17 protein-coding genes are annotated in these 19,977 nt (G+C 67.1%); 9 read left to right on the top strand and 8 right to left on the bottom strand.

Annotation, left to right across the window (positions count from 1 at the left end; translation table 11 throughout):
- Positions 1–170: 170 nt before the first annotated feature.
- Both AB0L70_RS29790 and AB0L70_RS29785 read left to right on the top strand, forming a co-directional pair.
- Positions 171–1,145: a glycoside hydrolase family 16 protein gene (locus tag AB0L70_RS29790; protein WP_363689959.1), complete on the top strand. Its 975-nt coding sequence runs from the start codon at positions 171–173 to the stop codon at positions 1,143–1,145.
- 59 nt (positions 1,146–1,204) lie between these two features.
- Complete coding sequence (locus AB0L70_RS29785; protein WP_363689957.1) at positions 1,205–1,942, top strand: GntR family transcriptional regulator; 738 nt, start codon at positions 1,205–1,207, stop codon at positions 1,940–1,942.
- 57 nt (positions 1,943–1,999) lie between these two features.
- Here AB0L70_RS29785 and AB0L70_RS29780 read toward each other — a convergent pair whose 3' ends face one another.
- The 3 genes from AB0L70_RS29780 to sigJ (AB0L70_RS29770) form a co-directional block, all read right to left on the bottom strand.
- Positions 2,000–3,148 carry a DUF4062 domain-containing protein gene (locus AB0L70_RS29780; protein ID WP_363689955.1) on the bottom strand — a complete coding sequence of 383 codons (1,149 nt, stop codon included), beginning with the start codon at positions 3,146–3,148 and terminating at the stop codon, positions 2,000–2,002.
- Between the two features lie 259 nt (positions 3,149–3,407).
- Positions 3,408–3,971 carry a hypothetical protein gene (locus AB0L70_RS29775; protein ID WP_363689953.1) on the bottom strand — a complete coding sequence of 188 codons (564 nt, stop codon included), beginning with the start codon at positions 3,969–3,971 and terminating at the stop codon, positions 3,408–3,410.
- A gap of 310 nt (positions 3,972–4,281) precedes the next feature.
- A complete protein-coding gene (gene sigJ / locus AB0L70_RS29770) occupies positions 4,282–5,175 on the bottom strand; it encodes an RNA polymerase sigma factor SigJ (RefSeq protein ID WP_363689951.1) in 894 nt (297 codons plus the stop codon).
- 85 nt (positions 5,176–5,260) lie between these two features.
- On the opposite strand from sigJ (AB0L70_RS29770), the gene AB0L70_RS29765 reads away from it, so the two are divergent.
- The 3 genes from AB0L70_RS29765 (at position 5,261) to AB0L70_RS29755 (ending at position 8,138) form a co-directional block, all read left to right on the top strand.
- Positions 5,261–5,716, top strand: a complete 456-nt coding sequence (locus AB0L70_RS29765; protein ID WP_363689949.1) for a helix-turn-helix domain-containing protein — start codon at positions 5,261–5,263, stop codon at positions 5,714–5,716.
- 116 nt (positions 5,717–5,832) lie between these two features.
- On the top strand, positions 5,833–6,312 hold the full coding sequence (locus AB0L70_RS29760) for a nuclear transport factor 2 family protein (RefSeq protein WP_363689947.1): 480 nt from the start codon (positions 5,833–5,835) through the stop codon (positions 6,310–6,312).
- A gap of 20 nt (positions 6,313–6,332) precedes the next feature.
- Entirely contained in the window at positions 6,333–8,138 is a 1,806-nt protein-coding gene (locus tag AB0L70_RS29755) for a bifunctional metallophosphatase/5'-nucleotidase (RefSeq protein WP_363689945.1), read from the top strand.
- A gap of 93 nt (positions 8,139–8,231) precedes the next feature.
- Here the strand turns inward: AB0L70_RS29755 and AB0L70_RS29750 are convergent, their stop codons facing one another.
- A complete protein-coding gene (locus tag AB0L70_RS29750; RefSeq protein ID WP_363689943.1) occupies positions 8,232–9,359 on the bottom strand; it encodes an FAD-dependent oxidoreductase in 1,128 nt (375 codons plus the stop codon).
- 49 nt (positions 9,360–9,408) lie between these two features.
- Positions 9,409–10,248, bottom strand: a complete 840-nt coding sequence (sigJ, locus tag AB0L70_RS29745; protein WP_363689941.1) for an RNA polymerase sigma factor SigJ — start codon at positions 10,246–10,248, stop codon at positions 9,409–9,411.
- Positions 10,249–10,520: 272 nt separating this feature from the next.
- Here sigJ (AB0L70_RS29745) and AB0L70_RS29740 point away from each other — a divergent pair, with 272 nt between their 5' ends.
- The 4 genes from AB0L70_RS29740 to AB0L70_RS29725 all read left to right on the top strand — a co-directional run bounded on the left by AB0L70_RS29740 (position 10,521) and on the right by AB0L70_RS29725 (position 15,438).
- Positions 10,521–10,934 carry a hypothetical protein gene (locus AB0L70_RS29740; RefSeq protein WP_363689939.1) on the top strand — a complete coding sequence of 138 codons (414 nt, stop codon included), beginning with the start codon at positions 10,521–10,523 and terminating at the stop codon, positions 10,932–10,934.
- A 94-nt stretch (positions 10,935–11,028) separates the two neighbouring features.
- Entirely contained in the window at positions 11,029–11,853 is an 825-nt protein-coding gene (locus AB0L70_RS29735) for a type II CAAX endopeptidase family protein (RefSeq protein ID WP_363689937.1), read from the top strand.
- An 85-nt stretch (positions 11,854–11,938) separates the two neighbouring features.
- Positions 11,939–14,149, top strand: a complete 2,211-nt coding sequence (locus AB0L70_RS29730; protein ID WP_363689935.1) for a glycoside hydrolase domain-containing protein — start codon at positions 11,939–11,941, stop codon at positions 14,147–14,149.
- Positions 14,146–15,438, top strand: coding sequence for a glycosyltransferase (locus AB0L70_RS29725; protein ID WP_363689933.1), 1,293 nt, complete (start codon positions 14,146–14,148; stop codon positions 15,436–15,438). Before AB0L70_RS29730 ends, AB0L70_RS29725 begins: the two co-directional genes overlap by 4 nt.
- A 27-nt stretch (positions 15,439–15,465) precedes the next feature.
- Here the strand turns inward: AB0L70_RS29725 and AB0L70_RS29720 are convergent, their stop codons facing one another.
- From AB0L70_RS29720 to AB0L70_RS29710, 3 genes are read right to left on the bottom strand one after another with little or no spacing between them, the layout of a single operon-like run.
- Entirely contained in the window at positions 15,466–16,809 is a 1,344-nt protein-coding gene (locus AB0L70_RS29720) for a hypothetical protein (RefSeq protein ID WP_363689931.1), read from the bottom strand.
- Positions 16,806–18,761 carry a hypothetical protein gene (locus AB0L70_RS29715; protein ID WP_363689929.1) on the bottom strand — a complete coding sequence of 652 codons (1,956 nt, stop codon included), beginning with the start codon at positions 18,759–18,761 and terminating at the stop codon, positions 16,806–16,808. Before AB0L70_RS29715 ends, AB0L70_RS29720 begins: the two co-directional genes overlap by 4 nt.
- Entirely contained in the window at positions 18,748–19,968 is a 1,221-nt protein-coding gene (locus AB0L70_RS29710) for a patatin-like phospholipase family protein (protein WP_363689927.1), read from the bottom strand. The genes AB0L70_RS29715 and AB0L70_RS29710 overlap by 14 nt, the downstream gene beginning before the upstream one ends.
- Positions 19,969–19,977: the final 9 nt, after the last annotated feature.

The raw sequence follows: 19,977 nt of genomic DNA, 5'->3' as shown, positions 1-19,977 counted from the left end.
GCCAATTGTTGGTATTTACCAGTGGGCGGGCAACGATCTCTCGCCGAATAGTGCTTATGCCGAGTCCATTCGAAAAGATTGTGGGAGCTCTTGCAGATCACTCCAGTGGCATTCATGCTCGACCAGGACGCGGGCTTCCGCCCATCCTTGCCGCGAAGGAGATCGAAGACATGCCACGTCAGCGAACGACCATCTTCATCGCCACCGCCGCCACGATCGCCTCGATGGTGACCGGCGCGTCTGCTGCCGTCGGTTCGACCGATCGGGCCGACCGCGCGGCGGGCAAGTGCGGCGTACTGTTCGACGACTTCCAGTACACGTCGGCCACCGACCCTGCTCTCGGCGACCACGGCTGGAACGCGCGGAGTGAAATGGGTGGCCCAGGTGTGCCGGGCTCTGCCTGGCCGGCGAGCAACGTCTCCTTCCTCACCAGCGGCGGTCAGAAGGTCGCTCAGCTCCGGGCGACGACCGACGGCACGGTCGCCGGTACGACCAACGCCGAGCTCCGCCGGACCACCATGAATCTGCGGAACGGCACCTACGCGACCCGCGTCCGGTACGCCGACAGCCCGGCAACAGGACCGGATGGCGACCACATCAACGAGACCGCGTTCGCGATCGGCCCGACGAAGTTCGACTACGACCCGATCTACAGCGAGCTCGACTTCACCGAGTACCTGCCGAACGGAGGTTGGGGCGAGACCGGCCCCATCAACTTCCAGACGAGCTGGCACACCTTCCGAGAGGACCCGTGGGACGCTCGAACTGCGGAGAGCCGGCAGGAGAGGTCGCTGAACGGCTGGCACACCTACGTCACGCAGGTCGGCAACGGCCACGTCCGGTACTACATCGACGGCAAGCTCACCGGTGACCACACCGTCGACCAGGACGGCAACACCGTCCTGCCCCGTCAGGACATGAGCATGAACTGGAACCTGTGGTTCATCGATCTGGACGGGCACCAGGGCACGTCGACAAGTGAGTACCGCGAGCAGGTCGATTGGGCCTACTACGCCAAGAACGAGACCGTCTCGCCCACACAGGCCGACGCGCGCGTGGAGAAGTACCGCAAGCGCGACACCACCTACCAGGACTCCTTGAGCAACACCGGCAGCTGCGAGAACTACCAGCCGCCGGAGCACTGAGCTCTGCCACGACAAGCGGCGTAGCATGCGAGACCTTCCGTCGTACCAAGGAGGGTCTCGTGGCGGGCAGCCTTCGAAAGCGAGATGTGGCGCGCGAGCACCTGCTGGGGCTGGTCGAGTCCCGAGCGGTCGGCCAGCCGATCCCGTCCGAGCGCCAACTGTCGACCGAGCTCGGGATCTCCCGACCCACACTCCGAGCAGTGGTCGACGACCTGGTCCGCGACGGCCGGCTGGTTCGCGAGCACGGCCGGGGCATGTTCGTCGGTAGCCCCAAGGTCGCTCAACAGATCAGCGGCACCCACGGAGCGACGTACCCGAACGCACCTGGGCACTGGACCAGCCGGGTTCTCAGCCACGCCACGATCCAGGCCGGCACCTTGGTCGGCAGCCGGCTCCGGGTTGCGCCGAACACCGCCGTACTGCGGATCGCCCGGCAACGCTTCGTCGACGACGACCCGATCTGTCTGGAGACCATCCACGTGCTGCAGGAGCTCGTCCCCGAGTTCGACGTTCGGGCGATCGAGCAGAACTCGTTCTACGCGTTGCTCGAGCATCAGTACGGCGTGATCCCGACCGACGCCGAACAGACGCAGGGGGCAGCAGCGGCCGACGCCACCGAGTCCGCCCTACTCGGCCTCGCACTGGAAGCGCCGGTCCTGATCCTGGAGCGAACCACCCGGGACCAGCACGGACGCCGATTCGAGTTCACCCGCGCCGCCTACCGCGGCGACCGCTACCAAATCAGAACACACCTGACTCTCTCCACCCCGCCAGCCAATTCCCCGAACGCCGAATAGAGATCCGTGCCGCTGTCCCAGAACGAGCCGACCCCAGGTACCTCTTCTTCCAGCGGGTCAGTCGCTCGGTTGGCGGCGCCATTCGCCTTCGATACTGCGCCGTTTCGCTTCGACGTTCACATAGACCTTCGGCTCTTGCCACTCGAGTGCGAGGCGTCGGACGTCTCCTGTTCGGGGTCCTAGCGCGAAGGAAATCAAGCGTTCTGCATGACCGCGGCCGACGAGGCCCTCGGTGACGACAAGGCGGACTACGGCTTCTGCGAACTCGTTCGGCAGGTCGAATGCCTGGCGGAGCTCAGCAACGTTGATTCCCGGTTCGGCAAGGCCTTTGAGCATGCCGAGGCTGGCGGGCGTCGGCGTACCGAAGAACAGCTCGCGGAGGCCGAGTTCGACCAGGTCGTCGGCGGTGTAGCCGGCGGTACTGACCCGCATCGCGTCGCCGCGCGGAGGTTCAACCTTGGTTAGTTCGACCGTGATCTCGTCGGCGCCACCAGCGCGGATTGTGTGCTTGGCGCCACCGAGTTCGCAGGTAGCCACCCGGGTCCGAGAGGCGAAGCTGAGCTGCTCGCGTCGGTACGGGTTGTCGCGAAGAGCAGAGACCTGGTGCGAGATCTCTTCCGAAACGCGCGCACGAATGGTGATCGTGCTGCCTGCATCGGCGATCTCGTCGGCGCGGAAGACGAAGTCACCGAGCTTGATCCATGGCGAGAATGCCTCGGCTGCCAGCGCCTCGAGTCGTCGTCCCACCCGCTGCGCCAGGTCGGCGTCGTTGACATAGCTTTCGGTTGTCACGAAGAACCGGACCCGATCAAGGAAACGCGACAACGCGCCCTCGCGGTTCGGCGCATTGGATTTCACGTAAACGTTCACGCGTTTACCGCTCTCCCGGGCGCGGCGGTACTCGATCTCGGTGGCCGAGTCACCGCCGGGTGGGTTCGGTCGGCCGTACAGCTCATTGAGAATGCCGACATAGACCGTCGAGGCATCGAGCTCACTGAGATATGCCTCCTCAGCGTTTGCATCTCGGCCGAACTCCTCGAACCAGACGGCGCGCGCGCCGAGGTCCTCGATCTGCCGAGCGACTGCGCTCCGCTCCGCCGCGGTATCGCCCATCGCGCTCGAGATGAAAACCCGCTGCTCGGCAAGCCATTCCTTGACGCGCCCTGGGTCAGCTCGACGCGCGGCCGCTGTTGCATCAATGATCACCCAAACACGGTACGCGATCTGCGGTCGCTGCCGGGGCGGCGTACAGAGGTGGTGATGGCTCAAGGGGATTGCAAAGGGCAATCGTCGGTGTTCGCGCAGCTGAGCTGCTAGATAGGCGCTTGCGCTTCTGGGATGCCGTACACCTCGATGCGATGGCTGCGCCGAGCAAGCCCAGCTTGGCGAGCCTCCAGCCGCTCGCCGACATGCGGGGTCAGCGCTCAGTCACTCACAGATGCGGTCCGCGCTCCGTAGACGGCGCCTAGGGATTGCTCGACGCGGGCGGGATCGTCTCGCGAACGAATCCCAGGAAGCGTTCGCCGAGTGGCGTTGTGAGCGGCAGGAGCTCCATCGGCACATCTGCTAAGAACGCAGGTTGTGAGATGAGTCGGGCATTGCCGAGGTCGCTAGCTAGTAGTTCGTACCAGTCCTTCCGATCGCGAAACATCGGGATCACTCGTCCGATCACCTTCCCGACCACAAGGTCGGTTGTGTGGAGCGAGTGCAGATCCCAACCAGGCCCGCTAGCGTCAAGGAATGTGAGGAGAGTCAAATGTGCGGCGGAGAACTGGTCAACAAGACGGAAGAATCTTGCCTGCTCGTCAGGCCCGGGTGCACCTGGAGCGACCGAGTTGACCATCGCATTTCGAAGTGCGTCCAGCTTTTCCTGCTGGTGTGTGGCCTGTGCGGCACGCGTGGCGTTGACGAACGCATCCAAGAACACCTCATTGTCGAGGAGGCCGGCCTCTCTTTCGATCAGCCCGTTCACCGCTTCGGAGATGTGGAGTCGCCAAGCCTGTAGGCGTCTGTTGTAGGGGCCTTCCATCACGAGTTGGTACCACGCGCCGGCCGCGCCTCCGACTAAAGGGAAGGAGCTGAGGGCGCCGGCGAGAACTCTGTCCAAAGACTCGCTCGGATTCTCCGGTGGAATCACTGCAATCACTCGTCCCCCCGGCGTGGAAGCTTGGTCTCGTGGCGCTCGCGATGAGTTTGCCGCGTGTGAGGGCAACTTGTCACCCTGGCTGTGCGAATTGCCGATGTTGCTGATGCGTTCATCCAGTTTGCCGAGCGACGCTACGCTGATGGCCGACGTCGAGCCCGCACTAACGTTCGTTCAGGCTGCCTGTCGTGGTGGGTCACAGGTTCGTCCAGAGGCGGAGCTTTTCTGGGTTGCGGATGGACCAGATTTGGCGGATTCGGTCGTCGGCGATCTCGAACGCGTAGACCGCCGCGATCGTTTCGTCGTGGAGTGCGACCAGGCCGGGTTGCCCGTTGACGGTGCGCTCGAGCAGCGTCAGTTCGCCCGCGAGCCTGGCGACCTCGATCAGGTACTGCGTGACTTCGTCGCGGCCTTCGATCGGGTGCCACGCTGCGGTGACGACACCACCGCCGTCGGCGACCGCGACCACCGTCGGATCGAGGAGGCCGACCAGTGCGGTCACGTCCTTGGACTCCCAGGCCCTCCGAAAGCTCCGGATCAGGTCCGATCGCTGCGCTGTCATCACCTCGGCAGGACGCTCGGGGATCCGGCGACGTGCCGAGTACGCGAGCTGTCGGCAGGCGGCAGGTGTACGCCCGACCATCTCGGCGATCTCCGCGAACGAGTACCGGAAGACGTCATGGAGCAGGAACGTCACTCGCTCCGGCGGCGTCATCGCCTCCAGGACGATCAGAAAGGCCATGTCGACGGATTCATCGAGTGTGATGCGCTCGGCCGGGTCCGCGGATCGGGTGTGCGAGCCGAGGGACCATTCGGTCCGGTCAGGCACAGGCTCAGGCAACCAGGGGCCGACATACCGCTCTCGCCGCACCCGGGCGGATCCGAGCTGGTCGAGGCAGACGCGGCTCACCACCTTGCTCAGCCAGGCGTTGGGGGACTCGATCGACTCCTGTTGCTCCGGTGCCAGCGCACACCAGCGGGTGAAGGTCTCTTGCACCGCGTCCTCGGCATCCGTGACCGAGCCGAGCAATCGATAGGCGATATTGATCAGCCGCCGCCGGTCGCCGACGACCGTGCTCAGCCTGTCCACCCGGCCTCCGGAAAGTAGTTCCATTGTGGAAGGATCTCGTCAAGCTACCAGGTAGTTCCGAAATGGAACAAGTAGTGTGATCGACATGACTGCCCTGTCGAACCGGGAGATCGTCCGGGACCAGTTCCAGCGGATCCTGCCGCGGCTGATCCTGCTGTACGCCGACGTCGCGAAGGCCGGCGGGATCTCGGAGGTGGCCCTGCAGGCGCTGCACGTGCTGACGTTGCACGACGGCGCCATGTATCCCGCGGAGCTCAGTGCCCAGACGGGCCTGCCTCGCAGTACCGTCACCCGCGTCCTGGACAAGCTCGAGGAGGCCGGGTTCGTGGAGCGAGTGCGGACGCCCGAGGACGGCCGCCGGTTCGCCGTCCACGTCCGCAAAGACCGCGTCGCCCCGATCAGTGCGCGCTTCGATCTGTACGCCGACGCGATGAGCGAGACCACGCTCGGCTTCACCGAAGCCGAGCTCTCCGTCATCGCGCGCTACTGGCAGGAACTGAACCGCGCGGTCGACGCTCGCCAACCGTCGCCGTCCCTCTAATCACGCACCCGGCGGGCCGGGCTCGGCCCGGCTGACATTCCGGTCGGCTGCTTCGTCCTAGAGCGAGATGCAACCGGTGTGTCCGCACCGGGCTCGTGACGATGAGGAAGAGAGCAATGACTGACTTTCAGGCTGTAGCCGACCGGGTGGAGATCGAGGCGCTGCGGGGTGAGTTCAGCGACGCGGCGATGATGGGGGACTACGACCGGTTCGCGGAGCTGTTCACCGAGGACGGGGTGTACAAGATCCCGGACGTGCACGTCGAGCAGACCGGGCGGGAGGCGATCCGGGCCGGGACCGAGGAGCTGGCGGACGCGTGGGAGTTCTTCGTCCAGACCACGCATCCGGGCTCGATCGAGCTCGACGGCGACACCGCGTCCGGCCGTGCGTACGTGTGCGAGCTCGGCAAGCTCCGCAACGGCACCTCGATCTACAACTACGCGTTCTTCAACGACCGCTATCGCCGCACCGCGGACGGCTGGAAGTTCACCGAGCGCGTCTTCGAGGTCAGGTACTTCGACACCACGCCCCTTCCGGGCTCGCCGCTCGTGGCCCTGCCCGCGGTGGCCGAAGAAGCGTCGCAGATCGAACGTTGACGGATCGAAGGGATGCCGCGATGGAGAGACGGATTGGCCGACGGGCTGTGCTGGCGGGCGCCGGCGGAGTGGTTGCTTCGGTGGGGCTGGGAGTTTCGGCGTACGCGAGCGAAGCCGGGCGTCGACCGCCGTCAGGCGAGCTCGTCGATGTCCAGTTGCTGAATATCACCGACTTCCACGGCAACAACCGGACACCGACGGCCCAGATCGACGGGTACCTGCCGGGGCCTGACGGCCAGGACACCTTGCACGTCGGTGGCGCGGCGTACCTGGCGACCCACCTGCGCGGGATCAGGGCGCGCGAGAACTCGATCTTCTTCAGTGCCGGCGACAACTTCGGCGGCGGGCAGCCGCTGGACAACAAGATGCTGTCGGACGAGTCGACGGTCGAGGTGCTGAACGCGCTCGGCCTGCAGTTCTCGGCGCTCGGAAACCACGAGTTCGACACCGGTGTCGACTACCTGATCGATCACATGATGAAGGCGAAGCCGATCGGGGTGCCGGGGCGTGACTCCAGTTTCCGCGACTCCACCGGCCGTCCGTACCAGGGCATCAAGTTCGGCTACTACTCGGCCAACATTCTGTGGCGGAAGTCCGGTCGGCCCGTGTTCGCGCCGTACAACGTGGAATGGGTGACCCATCGTGGCCGCCGGTACCCGATCGGATTCATTCATCTGACCGTGGCCGACACCCCGACCGGCTCGACCTCGTACAACCCGAAGCTCGACAGCATCGAGACGGCGGTCGCCGGCAACCGGACCGCCGCCTTCCTGAAGCGTCGCGGTGTGCGTGCGTTGGTGGTGGTGGTGCACGACGGCGCCCAGCAGGCCGACAACTGGCACGCCCCGATCAACGGCGCGAATGTTGCTACTGGACCAGCGATCAAGCTTGCTGCCGATCTCACTCCGGAAATCTGCGCGATCGTCACCGGTCACTGGCACTGGTGGTTCAACGCGATGCTTCCCGATCCGAACGGTGTTCCCCGTCCGATGGTCGAGGCGGGGCACGCCGGCCAGATCATCAACGAGATCAGGCTCAAGCTGGATCCGCGGACCGGGGAGGTGGTCCGGGACCTAACGGTGTCGACGAACTATCCGGTCACGCTCGACGTCACCCCCGATCCGCGGATCGCACGAATCGTCGACTACTGGACCGCGTTCGGCGAGCGGCGGTACGGAACCGTGGCCGGGCACCTGGACGGAGACTTCACGCCGGCCCTCTCGGTCTCAGGCGAGAGCACGATGGGTGAGCTCGGCGCGGACCTGTGTCTGTGGTCGGCAAGGCGGAACGGACCCGTCGACTTCGCCCTGGTCGCGGCCAAGCCGATAACCGGGTCGAACGCCGTGGCCGGCTCCCTGTTGTACGCCAAGGGCAGCAACGCGAACGACGCCGACGGCGTCATCCTGTACGGCGAGGCCTACTCGCAACTCGGCTACGAGAACCCGGTCCTGACCGTCTCCCTGACCGGACAGCAGATTCATGACGCCCTGGAGCAGCAATGGCAGACGGCTGCCGACGGGACCGTTCGCTATGGACCGCTGAACTTCTCCGCCAACGTGCGAGCCACCTTCGACACTCGTCGTACCGTCGGCGACAGGGTCGACCCGGCCGGCTTCCGCATCGACGACGCACCGCTGGACCTGACGAAGACCTACCGGGTGGCGGCGCTGGCCTACACCCTGATCGGGGCGGACGGGTACAAGGCGCTCAGCGGCTTCACCGACCCGTATCGCAACGGACGCGATCACGAGGAGTTCATCGACTATCTCCGCGCCCACCCCGTCATCACTCCATCGGTCCGGGACCGGATCAGGCTGTTGTCGTAGCGGGACCCGAACACAGGCAGAGCAGGATGTCTGCCGCGTGAGCGAGGAGTGGCCAGACCGGCGAGCCCGGCTGGCCACTCGGCTCGTTCAGCGCTAGCGGGGGAAGAACGGGAGATCGATGTAGACCCGGTCGGCGGCGGCCAGGATCTGCTCGGCGTCGTCGACCGGCGGGTGGATCGCCTGGTTGATGCCTCGCTTCACCACGGCTCCCTCCGCGCCGGCGGCGACCACCTTGCGGTCCCATCCGCGGGTGAAGATCGCGCCGGCCCCGCCCAGGTCCAGACACGTGACGTACGGGCCGGGATTGAACTCCCGGAGCGGCAGACCGAGCAGATCTGCGGCCGCGTTGTAGCCGGCGACCTTGCCGAGCGGGGTCGCGTGCTGGCAGGCCTGCATGACCGCGTGATCGTCGTCGAACGCAGCCGCGGCCGTGTCACCGGCGACGAAGACCTCGGGAAGCGCGCGCAGCCACCGGTCGACGGGCACCCGGCCGAGGTGGTCGAGTTGGCCGGAGATCTGCTCGGTCAGGTGATTGGCGCGCATCCCGACTGCCCAAACCACGACATCCGCCTCGACCTTGGTGCCGTCTGTCAGTACGGCGTACCCATCGCCGACCTCGGTCAGCGACGTACCGAGTCGGCGCTCGATCCCCAGGACGTCCAATGCCTTCTCGATCTCGGCGCGCGGCCGCTGCCCGAGCTGGTCGCCGACCACGTCGGCACGGTCGACGAGCAGGACCTGGCCATCGGCCGCGAGAGCGGTCGCGGCCTCGAGACCGACGAAGCCGGCCCCGACCACGACGGCCGAGTAGCCGGCTCGCCCACGCAGCTGCTCCTTGAGCCGACGGGCGCCGTCCAGGGTGTCGATATCGTGCAGTAGATCAGCGCCAGGCAGGCGGTTGGGCCGCACCAGCTTGCTGCCGGCGGCCAGCACGAGCCGGTCGTACTCGATCTCCTCGCCATCGGCAGTCACAGTCCCGCGTTCGGTGTCGATCGTGTCGACCGTGGCGCGGACGTGCTCGGCGCCGATCGGCGTCAGGATCCTGTCCAGCTCGACGGTGGCGAGGTCCAGGTCCGGTTCGTACAGCCTGGGCCTCAGCACCAGTTGCTCGTTGGGGGCGATCACGGTGATGCGCAGATCCGCATCACCGCGTGCGAGTGCCGCTCCCGCCGCGCTCCACACGCCTGCGAAACCGGCTCCGACGATGACTACGTGTTTCACGTGCTCTGTCCTCTTTCCCTGTCGTTTGCAGGGAGACAAGACAGCCTCGTCAGATGTGACCGAGTTTGTCCGGATTCGCGAGCCGCCTCAGCTCGGTGATCCGGCCGTCGTGGATCTCGACGGTGTCCAGCCAGATCAGCTGTCCGCTCCGGTACGTCGCCAGCGCCGGCACACCGTTCACCTCCACGATCCGGGATGTGTCGGCCCGGGCGAGGCCGAGGACCCGGATCGCCAGCGCGGCGATCCGGTCGGCGCCCGACACCGGCTTCTGTGCGGTCCGGGTCTTGCCGCCGCCGTCGGCGACGTACACCGCGTCGGGATCCAGCAGCGCGACGAGACCGGCCAGGTCGCCCAGCTCGGTCGCGGCCCGGAACGCCAGCAGCAGCCGTTCGGTCTCCGCCCGCGAGGCCGGCGGCCGATCCTTGACCTTCGCGAGTCGCGTCCGCGCGCGGGACGCGAGCTTGCGGCCGGCCGCGCTCGTTGTCCCGAGCACCTCGGCGATCTGGTCGAACGGAAGCTCGAAGACGTCGTGCATCACGAGCGCGACGCGCTCGGCGGGCGTCAGCGTCTCCATCACGACCAGCATCGCGGTGCTCAGCGACTCGTCCAGGAGCACCTTCGCGGCCGCGTCCTCCCCGGTGAGCAACGGCTCCGGCAACCAGGGGCCGACGTACTGCTCCCGCCGTACCCGCGCCGATTTGAGGACGTTGTAGGACGTCCGGGCGGCGAGCGTGACCAGCCATGCACGCAAATCTCGGACGTCGGACCGGTCGGCAGCTGCCGCACGTAGCCAGACGTCCTGGGTGACGTCCTCGGCCTCGGTCACCGTGCCGAGGATCCGGTACGCCGCGCCGAAGACCGCGGAGCGGTGCTCGTCCCACTCTTCCACTGTCGGCCTCCGCGGCTGGTCGTCCGTCGCCAAGCCCAGGGCCGAAGGTACCTCGCGCGCAGCAGCTCGTCCAACTCGCAGACCGCCGGTACGGCTAGACGCCGGCCGCGCCCGACGTCGTTGCCCGGAGCAACGCATCGGCGCCGCAGCCGTCGCTTTGTAGCGTGCTACGAAGCCGTGGCGCTGAGATTGGACTCCGATGCGTAGCGGACCGGGTCGCGTCCAGCAGATCGTTGTGGAGTAGGGGAATGCGGCAACGATTGAGGAGAATCATGAGGTTTCGTAAGTCGGTCGGCGCAGTGGCGCTGGCGATGGGCACTGTGGTCGCCGGGGCGACCGCGGCACCGGCGTCCGCCCACACGACGCCGTTGTTCTGGGATCACATCTACTCGACCGGAGACTCCGGGACGGCCGGCGGCAAGGTGTTCGTCAAGGAGTACGACGACGACATTCGGGTGTGTGACAACGAAGCGGACGGGTACGGCGTCAGCGCGGCGATCTCGGTGCTTCCGTACCAGCCGCTGTACCAGCTGCATGCCGGCGGCAACGGTCAGTGCTCGGAGACCTGGTCGGCGATCCACAACCTGCCCGAGGGTACGACGATCTACGTCGAGGTCTGGCTGACCGGCAACAGCGGCGACCCGTACTACGGGTTGAAGCAGTACAGCTACCTGAACGACCACTAGCAGCGGGCGGGGCCCCTCCCAGGCCCCGCCCGCTCAGTTGGTGCGTTGAGACAGTGACTTGCTGAAGACTGCGACTGTCTCGTAGGGTCTTGGTATGGCTTGGAGTCTTCAAGAGCGCGTGAGTGGTCGTTCTGCGGAGGTGGATCGGCGCAGGCCATTGATGTTCTTCGCGCTGGTGTTCGTGCTGACACTGCCCTTGTATGTGCTGAGTCCGCTGGTGACGCTGCCGGGCATGCCGAAGAACGGCCCTCCGCTCGACTTCGTCGGAGCGTTCATGCCGATGACCGCGGCGCTGATCCTGACCGGCCGTTCCGAGGGCCGCCGCGGCGTGCGCATGCTCCTTCGACGAGCTCTCGACTTCAGGCGCATCCCGAGCCGCGCATGGATCCTGCCGATCCTGCTGCTGATGCCGGCGATCTATCTGTCGACCGCCGCCGTCGTTCATCTGACCGGTCTTCATGTGCCCGGTCAGCCCGCGCTGAGCTTGTCCACCATGGCCGTGTTCGTACCTGTCTACTTCCTAGCTGCGACAGGGGAGGAGCTCGGCTGGATCGGATACGCAACCGAACCACTGTGGTCGCGCTTTGGGCCGGTCGCGGCCAGCCTGATCATCGGCGTGCCGTGGTGGGCCTGGCACATCCCGTCGATGCTCAGCAGCGACGAGACATCGTTGCTGATCGCCCTGGGACTCTTCGCGTCCCTTGCCCTCCGGGTCATCTACGTCTGGATCTTCGGTGGTACCGGCAGTGTGGCCGCAGCCATCGCAATCCATGCCGTGACCAACGTGTCGGCCTCGTCGGTCCCCTCGGTCCCGACGAACCTCGCCGCTCCGCTGCTCCTGGCGGTAGCCGTCGCCATCGCCGTTAAGTGGACCCGCGAGCGCCGGCCGCTGCCGACCTCCTCACCGGAACGGTCGTAACCCTGCACGTCTCTTCCGGTCACGTGGCTGAAACATCCGCTTCTTACGTTGAGAGTCCACGTCAGCCGCGCGAGGCGGTGAGCCGATGTACGAGCATGTCGACCCGTTCATCGGGACCGGCGCGACCGACCTGCCCGCGCCCAAGGGCCTGGCCTCGACCTGGTGGTGGCCCAAGCCGCAGGTCGGCAACACCCACCCGGGCGCCATGTACCCGTTCGGGATGGTGTCGGCCTGCCCGTACTCCGGGGCCTACCCGACCGGCTACGGGCTGTACGACTTCAACACCGAGGGCGTGCCCGACCTGTTGTACGACCGCCCCGTCGCCTCCGGCTTCACCCACTTCCAGCAGTCCGGCACCGGCGCGATCCGCAAGTACTACAACTACTTCCAGGTCACTCCGATGCTCGGCCCGCTCGATGACCTGGGCACCACGTGGGACCTGCTGGACGAGGTGGCCGAGCCCGGGTACTACGCGGCGACGCTGAGTTCGGGGGTGCACTGCGAGGTGACGGTCGGCCCCAAGTCGGCCGTCCACCGGTACACCTTCCCGGCGAATGACGCGGCCCGGATCGTCATCGATGCCTCGACCGGCGGCCTGGCCATCCCGCACAGCCGGACGGTCCCGCTGAAGGCGCACCTGGCGATGCTCGAGCCCGGTGTGGCTCAAGGGGAGATCCACGTCGAGGGCGTGCCGCTGGCTGTGCACCTCGAGGTCGACGCCCCCGGCTGGCGGCAGCTGCTGTGGTACGACCGGCGCCTGATGCCCGGTGGCACCCGCCTCGACTTCGACTACATCCGGCCGACCACCTTGCGGCCGTTCGGGCTGATGTTCATGGGCCCGTCACGCGCCGAGCAGACCGTCGAGGTGCGGCTGGGGTTCTCACTGCGTGGGTGTGAGACGGCGCGCGAGAACCTCCGTGCGGACGTCGGTCGCAACCCGACCACCTTCGCCGTACGACGCGACCGTACGGCGGCCAGCTGGCGCGACCACCTCGGCAAGGTTGAGATCAAGACCGGGGCCGATGACCAGGCAACCGTTTTCGGCACCGCGCTGTACCACTCGCTGGTCAAGCCGTGCTTCGCCCCGGACGAGAGCCCGTCATGGACGACCGCGGGCCCGTACGCGTTCGACATCTGCACGATGTGGGACATCTACCGCACCCACCTGCCGCTGATGACCACGCTGTTCCCGGAGCGTTCGGTCGCGCTGGCCGGCGCGCTGCTGTCGATCTGCGAGCAGGAGGGCAACCTGCCGATCGGCTACCGGATGGCCAAGGGCGCCGACCGCTTCTCCCGGCAGGGCAGCGCCCTCGCGCACACCTTCTTCGCCGACCTGTGCCAACTGGATCTGCCTGGTGTCGACTGGGACTGGGCCATGGTGCACCTGGAGATGGACCTGCGCCGGACGTACGGCGAGGACTACCTGGTGCACGGTGTGGCGCACCCGATCAGCCACACTCTCGATCTGGCGTACGCCTACCACTGCACCGCGGCGATCGCCCACAAGGTGCGCGACCGGCCACTGGCCCAGCAGATGCGCGACCTCGCTCGAGGTTGGCGGGCGGCGTACGACCCGGGCACCGGCCTGCTGCGCGACTCGACGTTCTACGAGGGCGGACGGTGGAACTACTCCTTCCGGCTGCTGCACGACATGCGCGCCCGGATCGCACTCGCCGGCGGTGACGAAGCGTTCGTGGGACTGCTCGACCGGTTCTTCGGGTACGACGCCGTACCGGTCACCCAGCCGGGAGTGGCGCCGAGCGTGGCCGAGATGGACGCCGGGTACGGCCTGTGCCGGTTCGAGGGATTGAACAACGAACCGGACTACGAAGCGCCGTGGTCCTACCACTACGCGGGACGGCCGGACCGAACCGCAGAGGTGGTGCATGCCGCCGTCGCCAACCAATTCGGCACCGGCCGGGGCGGGCTGCCCGGAAACGACGACTCCGGCGGGCTGTCTGCGTGGTACGTGTGGGCGACGCTCGGGTTGTTCCCGGTGGCTGGGCAGAACCTGTTCCTGGTCAGCGCGCCGGCCGTGGCGGAGTCTTTGACCCGGCTGCCCGACGGCGACCTGTCGATCACCACGTCAGGATTCGAACCGGTCGAGGCAGGCGGACCGGTCTCCTACGTCCAATCCATCACGGTGGACGGCAAGACACTCGAACGCCCCTGGATCTCCGGCCGCGAACTGCGGCACATCCGCAACCTGCACATCGATCTCGGCCCTCAGCCCTCCGGCTGGGGGAGGCACATCAGGCCACCATCCACATCCGACCCGCTTGGAGGTGAGGCATGAATGTCTCGTCCACACCCAACCGCCGTCTGGTCCTTGTCGTCCGCGCAGACCCGGTCATCTGCGGCCATTCGGGTGAGGCACGGTGCCTCGCGGAGGTGGCGCTCACCCGCGGGTTCGACGACGTACGTATCGTGACCTGGCCGCTGGATGCGTTGGAGGCGGCCGGGTTGCCGTTGAAACCATTGGATCGCGTGCTGCCGTACAGCCCTGGCATCACCGTGGAGCGGCCTGATCCCGTCGGCGACTACCGGGTTCCGGACGGGCGGTACTTGTCCGGGCTCATCGGGCGGCTGGTCGAGCTGTTCAGTGACGGAGTACCGACGGTGGCGATGTCGCTGTACCTGAGCCCGCACGCGATCGCCGTACAGGAGGCTGCTCAGGTCGCGCGTCGGATCGGGCCCGCACGGGTCACCACGGTGGCTGAGGCGGTGGGCTCCGACATCACCAACGTGGTGCGCGAGTGCGTGAACACCGGCCAGTTCGGGGCCGCCGCGCACATCCTGTCGGTCTACCTGGAGGCTGACCACTGCGTGGCGGTGTCGGAATACACCAGGGAGCTGATCGTGGCATCGGCGGCGGCCCTCGATGCCATGCACGGTACGACGTTCGCGCAGCGCTGCCGGGAGCGGATCGCCATCTCTTACCCGGCGGTCGACTCCTGGTCCTACCTGTCGCTGACCGAAGACCGGATCGCGGAAACCCTTGCCCGACGGGGCCTTTCGCGGAACGGATATGTGCTGTTCCTGTCCCGGATCGCCTCGGCGAAGGGGATCGATGACCTCATAGACGCGTACGCCGGATCCCGGTCAGCTGAGCGGGTGCAGTTGGTCCTGGCCGGGCGCGGGCCGCAGGAAGCCGAGGTGGTGGCGCGGGTGGCGGCAGCGGGCCTGGGCGAGCGAGTGCGGGTGCTGACCGACGTGGACGACGCGGAGAAGCCGGGGTTGATGGCCGGGAGCGCGGCGTTCGTGCTGCCGACCCGCGAGCAGCCGGAGTTCGTGGAGACGTTCGGGATCGCGCTGGTGGAGAAGGCCCTCGCGGGTGGCGGACCGGTCATCACCTGTGCGACCGGCGGCGTACCTGAAGCGGTCGGTGATACGGCCTTGCTGGTGCCGCAGCATGACCCGGCGGCCCTGCGGACCGTGCTCGACGAGGTCGTGTGCGACTGGACCCACGAGCAGCGGGCGGCGGCCGAGCGGCGCGCACGGGAGTACGCCTTGCAGTTCGACCGAATCGCAGTCTTCGACCGCCTCTTCACCCTCGCCGAGCCCCAAGCCACCCACGTCGCCTGAACCCGATCCGGCTGGTCGCGCCCCTGCCTACGGCGTACCCATGTCTGGGCCGGCGGTGAAGGTGAAGGTGGCGTTGCCGCGGGCCGGGGCCTCGAGGTCCATCCACCAGACTCCGGGGGCTAGGTCGTCGGTGCTGTGGAGTGGTCCGAGTTCGCCGAGGCCTGCGATCAGCTCCGGCTTGGGCACTGCGCCTTCCTGGCTCTTCTCGAAGAAGTGCGTCTTGGTCGACAGCACCGATACGACCGTATGCCCCGGCGGCGCGGTCGCCGCCCAGTGCTTGGTCAGCCACTTGGGCGTCGCATTGCGGCTGCCGTGATGGCCCACCTTGTAGAGATCGACTTTGCTCAGCGCGGTAGCGAGTTTCCGGTCCTGCTTGCGGCCGTTGCGTCCCTCGACCTTGTCCCGCGTGAGCGACCAGTTCTCGATCTGGGCATCGCCCGGCAGCAGCAGCCGCCTACTGCCGATGGTGACGAGCAGGATGACGCTGGTGTTGTTGAGTACGTCGTCCAGTGCCTCGACGATCTCGAGCCCCTGCGAGATCCGGCGCTCGCTGAGATTCCGCAGCAGCCACTCGGCCGCGCCGACGCCACCAGGCTCGGCGAGAACGCGGCGGGCCCGCGCCGGCGCCGCGGCGTTCCCCGGTTGCACCAAGGGCGCCAAGGCGCGCTCGCCGGCCAGACCGAGCCAGTAGTCCTCGGAATCCTTGGCATAGTGGGTGAGGTCACCCACGTCCTTGAGCGTGGGTGGGCCGAGGACCTGGAGACTGACGCCTGGAAGCTGCTCGGCGACGTCCAAGGTGTCGCCCGCGGTGACATAGTGCGCCCGGCCACGAGAGCCCCAGGATTCGAGCAGCGCGATCGCCTCGGGATTCTTGAATCCGAGCTCCGCGAGGCGGCCGGCCCGCGTGGCCTGGCCGGCGTTGTCGAAGGCGAGGGCGTTGAGGTGTTCGGCCAGTGCGGGCACTTGGTCGAGGACGCTGAGGAAGTGGCGCTGATCGTCGTCGAGTCCGAGCCGGGGATCGGTTCGCTCGGTCTCGGGTACGTCGGTCCACGGCCGGATCACCATCCGCGGGTTCAGCTGGTCGAGCGCTTGCGCAGCGCCCTTGTTGCCGAAACCCGAGATGTGGTCGCGGTGCCGGTGCGTCGCCACCACGGCATCGAGCTGGCCGTCGGAGTGCTTCGCGATCTGTTCGGCGATGTCAGTCAGGCGTGGCCCGTCCACGGCGCGCGCGATGGTGCCGCAGTCGATCAGCAGGTGCCGCTCTCGGCGCCCGTCCGGCAACGCGGACTTGTAGCTCACGGTCAGCAGCAGGCAGTCCCCGAAACCTACCTTGTACGCACGGAGCCGGACGCGGCTCGGTTGCGCGTTCACAGCTCGTCCAGCTCGGTGTCGCGGTGCAGCAGCGAGAACCGCCGTTTGTCACCTTGGCCGTCCGACGTGCCGAGGCCGCCCTCCCGGTCCAGGATCCCTTGTGTGAACAGGTAATCCAACCTGCGGTTCTGCCGCTCGACGTCCAGGATCGGTTTGCGCTGATGCAACCTGAACCTTCCGAACTGGTCGAAGACGAGTACGCCGCCGCCCAGCAACTCGACCGGGGTGTCCTCGGGCAGGTCGGCCGGGACCTTGATGCCGGGCGGTAGCTCGTCAGGCAGCGCATGCAGGATCTGGATGTAGTCGGCAATGGTCTCGTTGACAATCAGACCGTCGGGGCCGACCCGGGTGCTGCCCAGGACCCGCTCGACCCGCGTGGTCAGCCGTACGTCGATCTGCAGCGCGCCGGCGTTGTTCCAGATGAACTGGTAGACCTCCTCGGGTGAGGTCCGGAGCGCGGCCAGGTTGAGGTGCTCGTACCGGATACCTACCTTGGGCCTGGTGTCCGGATCGGCCTTGTACGGCGTGGTCGCGCCGTCCGCCTTGGCGTTGCCCGGGCCGGGCGCGGCGACGCCGTCCTGGTCGACGATCTGGTGCGACGGCGGGACGATGCCAAAGCTCCCGAACGCCGCCGTCAGCGCCTCGCGGTATCCGTGCTCGTCGTCAGCGGCGAGCCTCTGGTCCGCGGTGATCACCGCGTCGATCACGTCGCCGAACTCGAGCTCCACCGGCGGCAGGTAGTCGAGCGCGCGCAGAAGCATGCCGAGCAGGTGCTGAGCCGCCTTGACGCCCTCTTCCGCCACCCGGGCGACGTCGAGACCGCCGTGGTCGGCGGCGGCAGCACCATCGGCGGCGACCTCGATGCGCAACGGATCGAGCCGGCCGGCCCACATCGACACCATGGTTTGCATGAAGGCGGCGACGAGGATCTCCGCGCGGCGATGCGGCTCGACGTACGCGGGATCGTTCAACCAGGCAGGTGATGGCAGCAGATCGATCGACCTGCGCAGCGCTGGATAGCGTCCGGCGACCGTACCGCCGGCCGCTTGTGCCCGTTGTCCGCCGATCTGCTCGGCGAGCCTCGCCAGCGGCGAAGCCTTCAGCTTGGCCGCGCGTCCCTCGGCCAGTTCCTTCCGTCCCAGCTCCCGATCCGGGTTCCGCATCGCGGCGTCGTCGGTCTCGAACTCGATCAGTCCGGAGCCGTCCTCGTCGAGCAGGCGCCGGGCGACATCCTTGAGGCTGAAGACCGACAGCAGCGCGACGAGATCGGCAAGCGCCTCGTGGAACGCGAGCTGGTCCGGCAGACCGGGCTCGGTGTACCGCGGTCGCAGGCCGTCGAGGATCGCGTGGCTGACCTCGTGCGCGATGACGTCGTACGACAAAGCGGTGTAGAGGCTCGGTCGGCCCGAGACGGCCGGCAGCCAGCCGAACATGACCGCGTTGTGTTCGCGCGAGTAGAACGCGTTGGCCTCGATCCGCGCGCGGGGGACCAGGTAGAGCTGCGGGTAGTGCGAGTACCAGGGGATCGGCCGGCCGAGATGCTGCTCGAACAGCGCGAGGGTGTGGGCGGCGACGGCGTACAGGTTCTGGGCCCGGAAGTCCGCGTTCTCGACGAGGTCGGCCGGATCGCCGGTCCGGTTCTGGGCGTCCCAGCGGTCGCGATAAACCCAGGGATCGCGGTCGGTCAGGATCACCGGGGCTGCCGCGGTGTTCGACCCGACGCCGATGTCGACCACGTGGAAGCGATGCCCACGCGGTCCGCGTTGCAGGCGTTCGGCCGGCACCGCGACCTGGGCGAAGATCGGGCCTGTCTTGGCATCCATCACGATCGGGTCCTGCGCGAACACGGTCATCGGGACCGTGTCGTGCTTGAGCAGGTTCCGCTCCGCCCCAGTCGCGCCGCGCTTGCGTGGTGCTTCCGCGGCGACCTCGTCGAAGCTAGGCGGAGGCATCCTGCGTCTCCCGCAACGGACGGTCCGGATACGGCAACCGCTCGGCCGGCAGGTCCGGCACGAGGAAGGCCAGCAGCCCGGCGTCGGCCGCCGCGAAGCCCCAGTTGATCAGCAGCTCCTGCTGGTCGTCGGGCATCACGTTGAGCCGGGTGCTGATGCTCGCGAGTCGTTGCGTGACAGCAGGATCGACGTCCGGGTACGGGCGCTGCCCGGGGGCCGGCCAGGTCCGGAAGTCGGTCGTCGTGCTGATGAAGAAGCCCTCGTGCGGGTCGCTGTCGTTGTTGAACGCAGTGACGACGGCGCTGCGTCGCAGCGACTTGATCTGCGAGTCGAGGATGTGGAGCACCCGGATGATGCCGCGCCCCCAGTCGCGTCCGGGCGACGGGTCGGCGTCGAGATGCCCGCTCGCGTCACTGATCAGGACGGTTTCGTACGCCTTCCAGACCGTCTCGATGCCCAGGTTGTCGTAGACGCCGCCGTCGGTGAGCAGGATGTCGGAGCGGTAGCCCGCGCTCGTGTAGACATTGCCCTTCTCGGTGTCCCACTTCGCGCCGGACAGATCGAGCTCGAAGGGGGAGAGGAACGGCGGGAAGGCCGAGGATGCGGCCACCGCCTCGGCCAGGAGCACGGTGGGATCATCGACTTTTCCCACTTTGTAGTCGGCGATGTACGGCCGGCTGAAGCGCATGAGGACGCCGGACTCGAGATTCGTCGCGTTGATGACGAAACGTGGTTTGTCCAACGGCAGGTCCTTCAGGGTCTTGTCGCCGTACAGATGTTTCTTCAGCTTCTCGACCACGCGATCGGAGATCGTGACGAATGGCAGAAGCGCGCCGGCCGCCACCGCGGGCAGATCGACCTTGGTATGCGCGAAGGCCCGGAGCGGGTCGGTGATCAGCGCGTCGAAGTTGGTCGCGACGCCGTCGGAGAACTCGAGCTCGTCCCAGCGCAGGCCGAGCAACCCGGCGGTGATGGATCCGCCGGACACACTGGACACGCGGTCCAGCTTGGGCAGCCAGCCGGCCTCGTTCAGTCGCTTCAGGACGCCGACGTGGAACAGCATTGCGCGGAAGCCGCCGCCGGACAGGCAGAGTCCGACGCCTTTCGCCGGCTTGGATGCGGCGGTGTCCGGTCCTGGACGCACCGGACTCGCGGGCGCGAAGTCCTCGCCGTCTGAGGGCGCGCCGGTAGCTGGTAAATCGTTCATTTGTGTTCC

The organism is Kribbella sp. NPDC051952 (genome assembly GCF_040680855.1).
GTDB lineage: Bacteria > Actinomycetota > Actinomycetes > Propionibacteriales > Kribbellaceae > Kribbella.
This window is presented reverse-complemented; position numbering and strand designations above follow the sequence as displayed.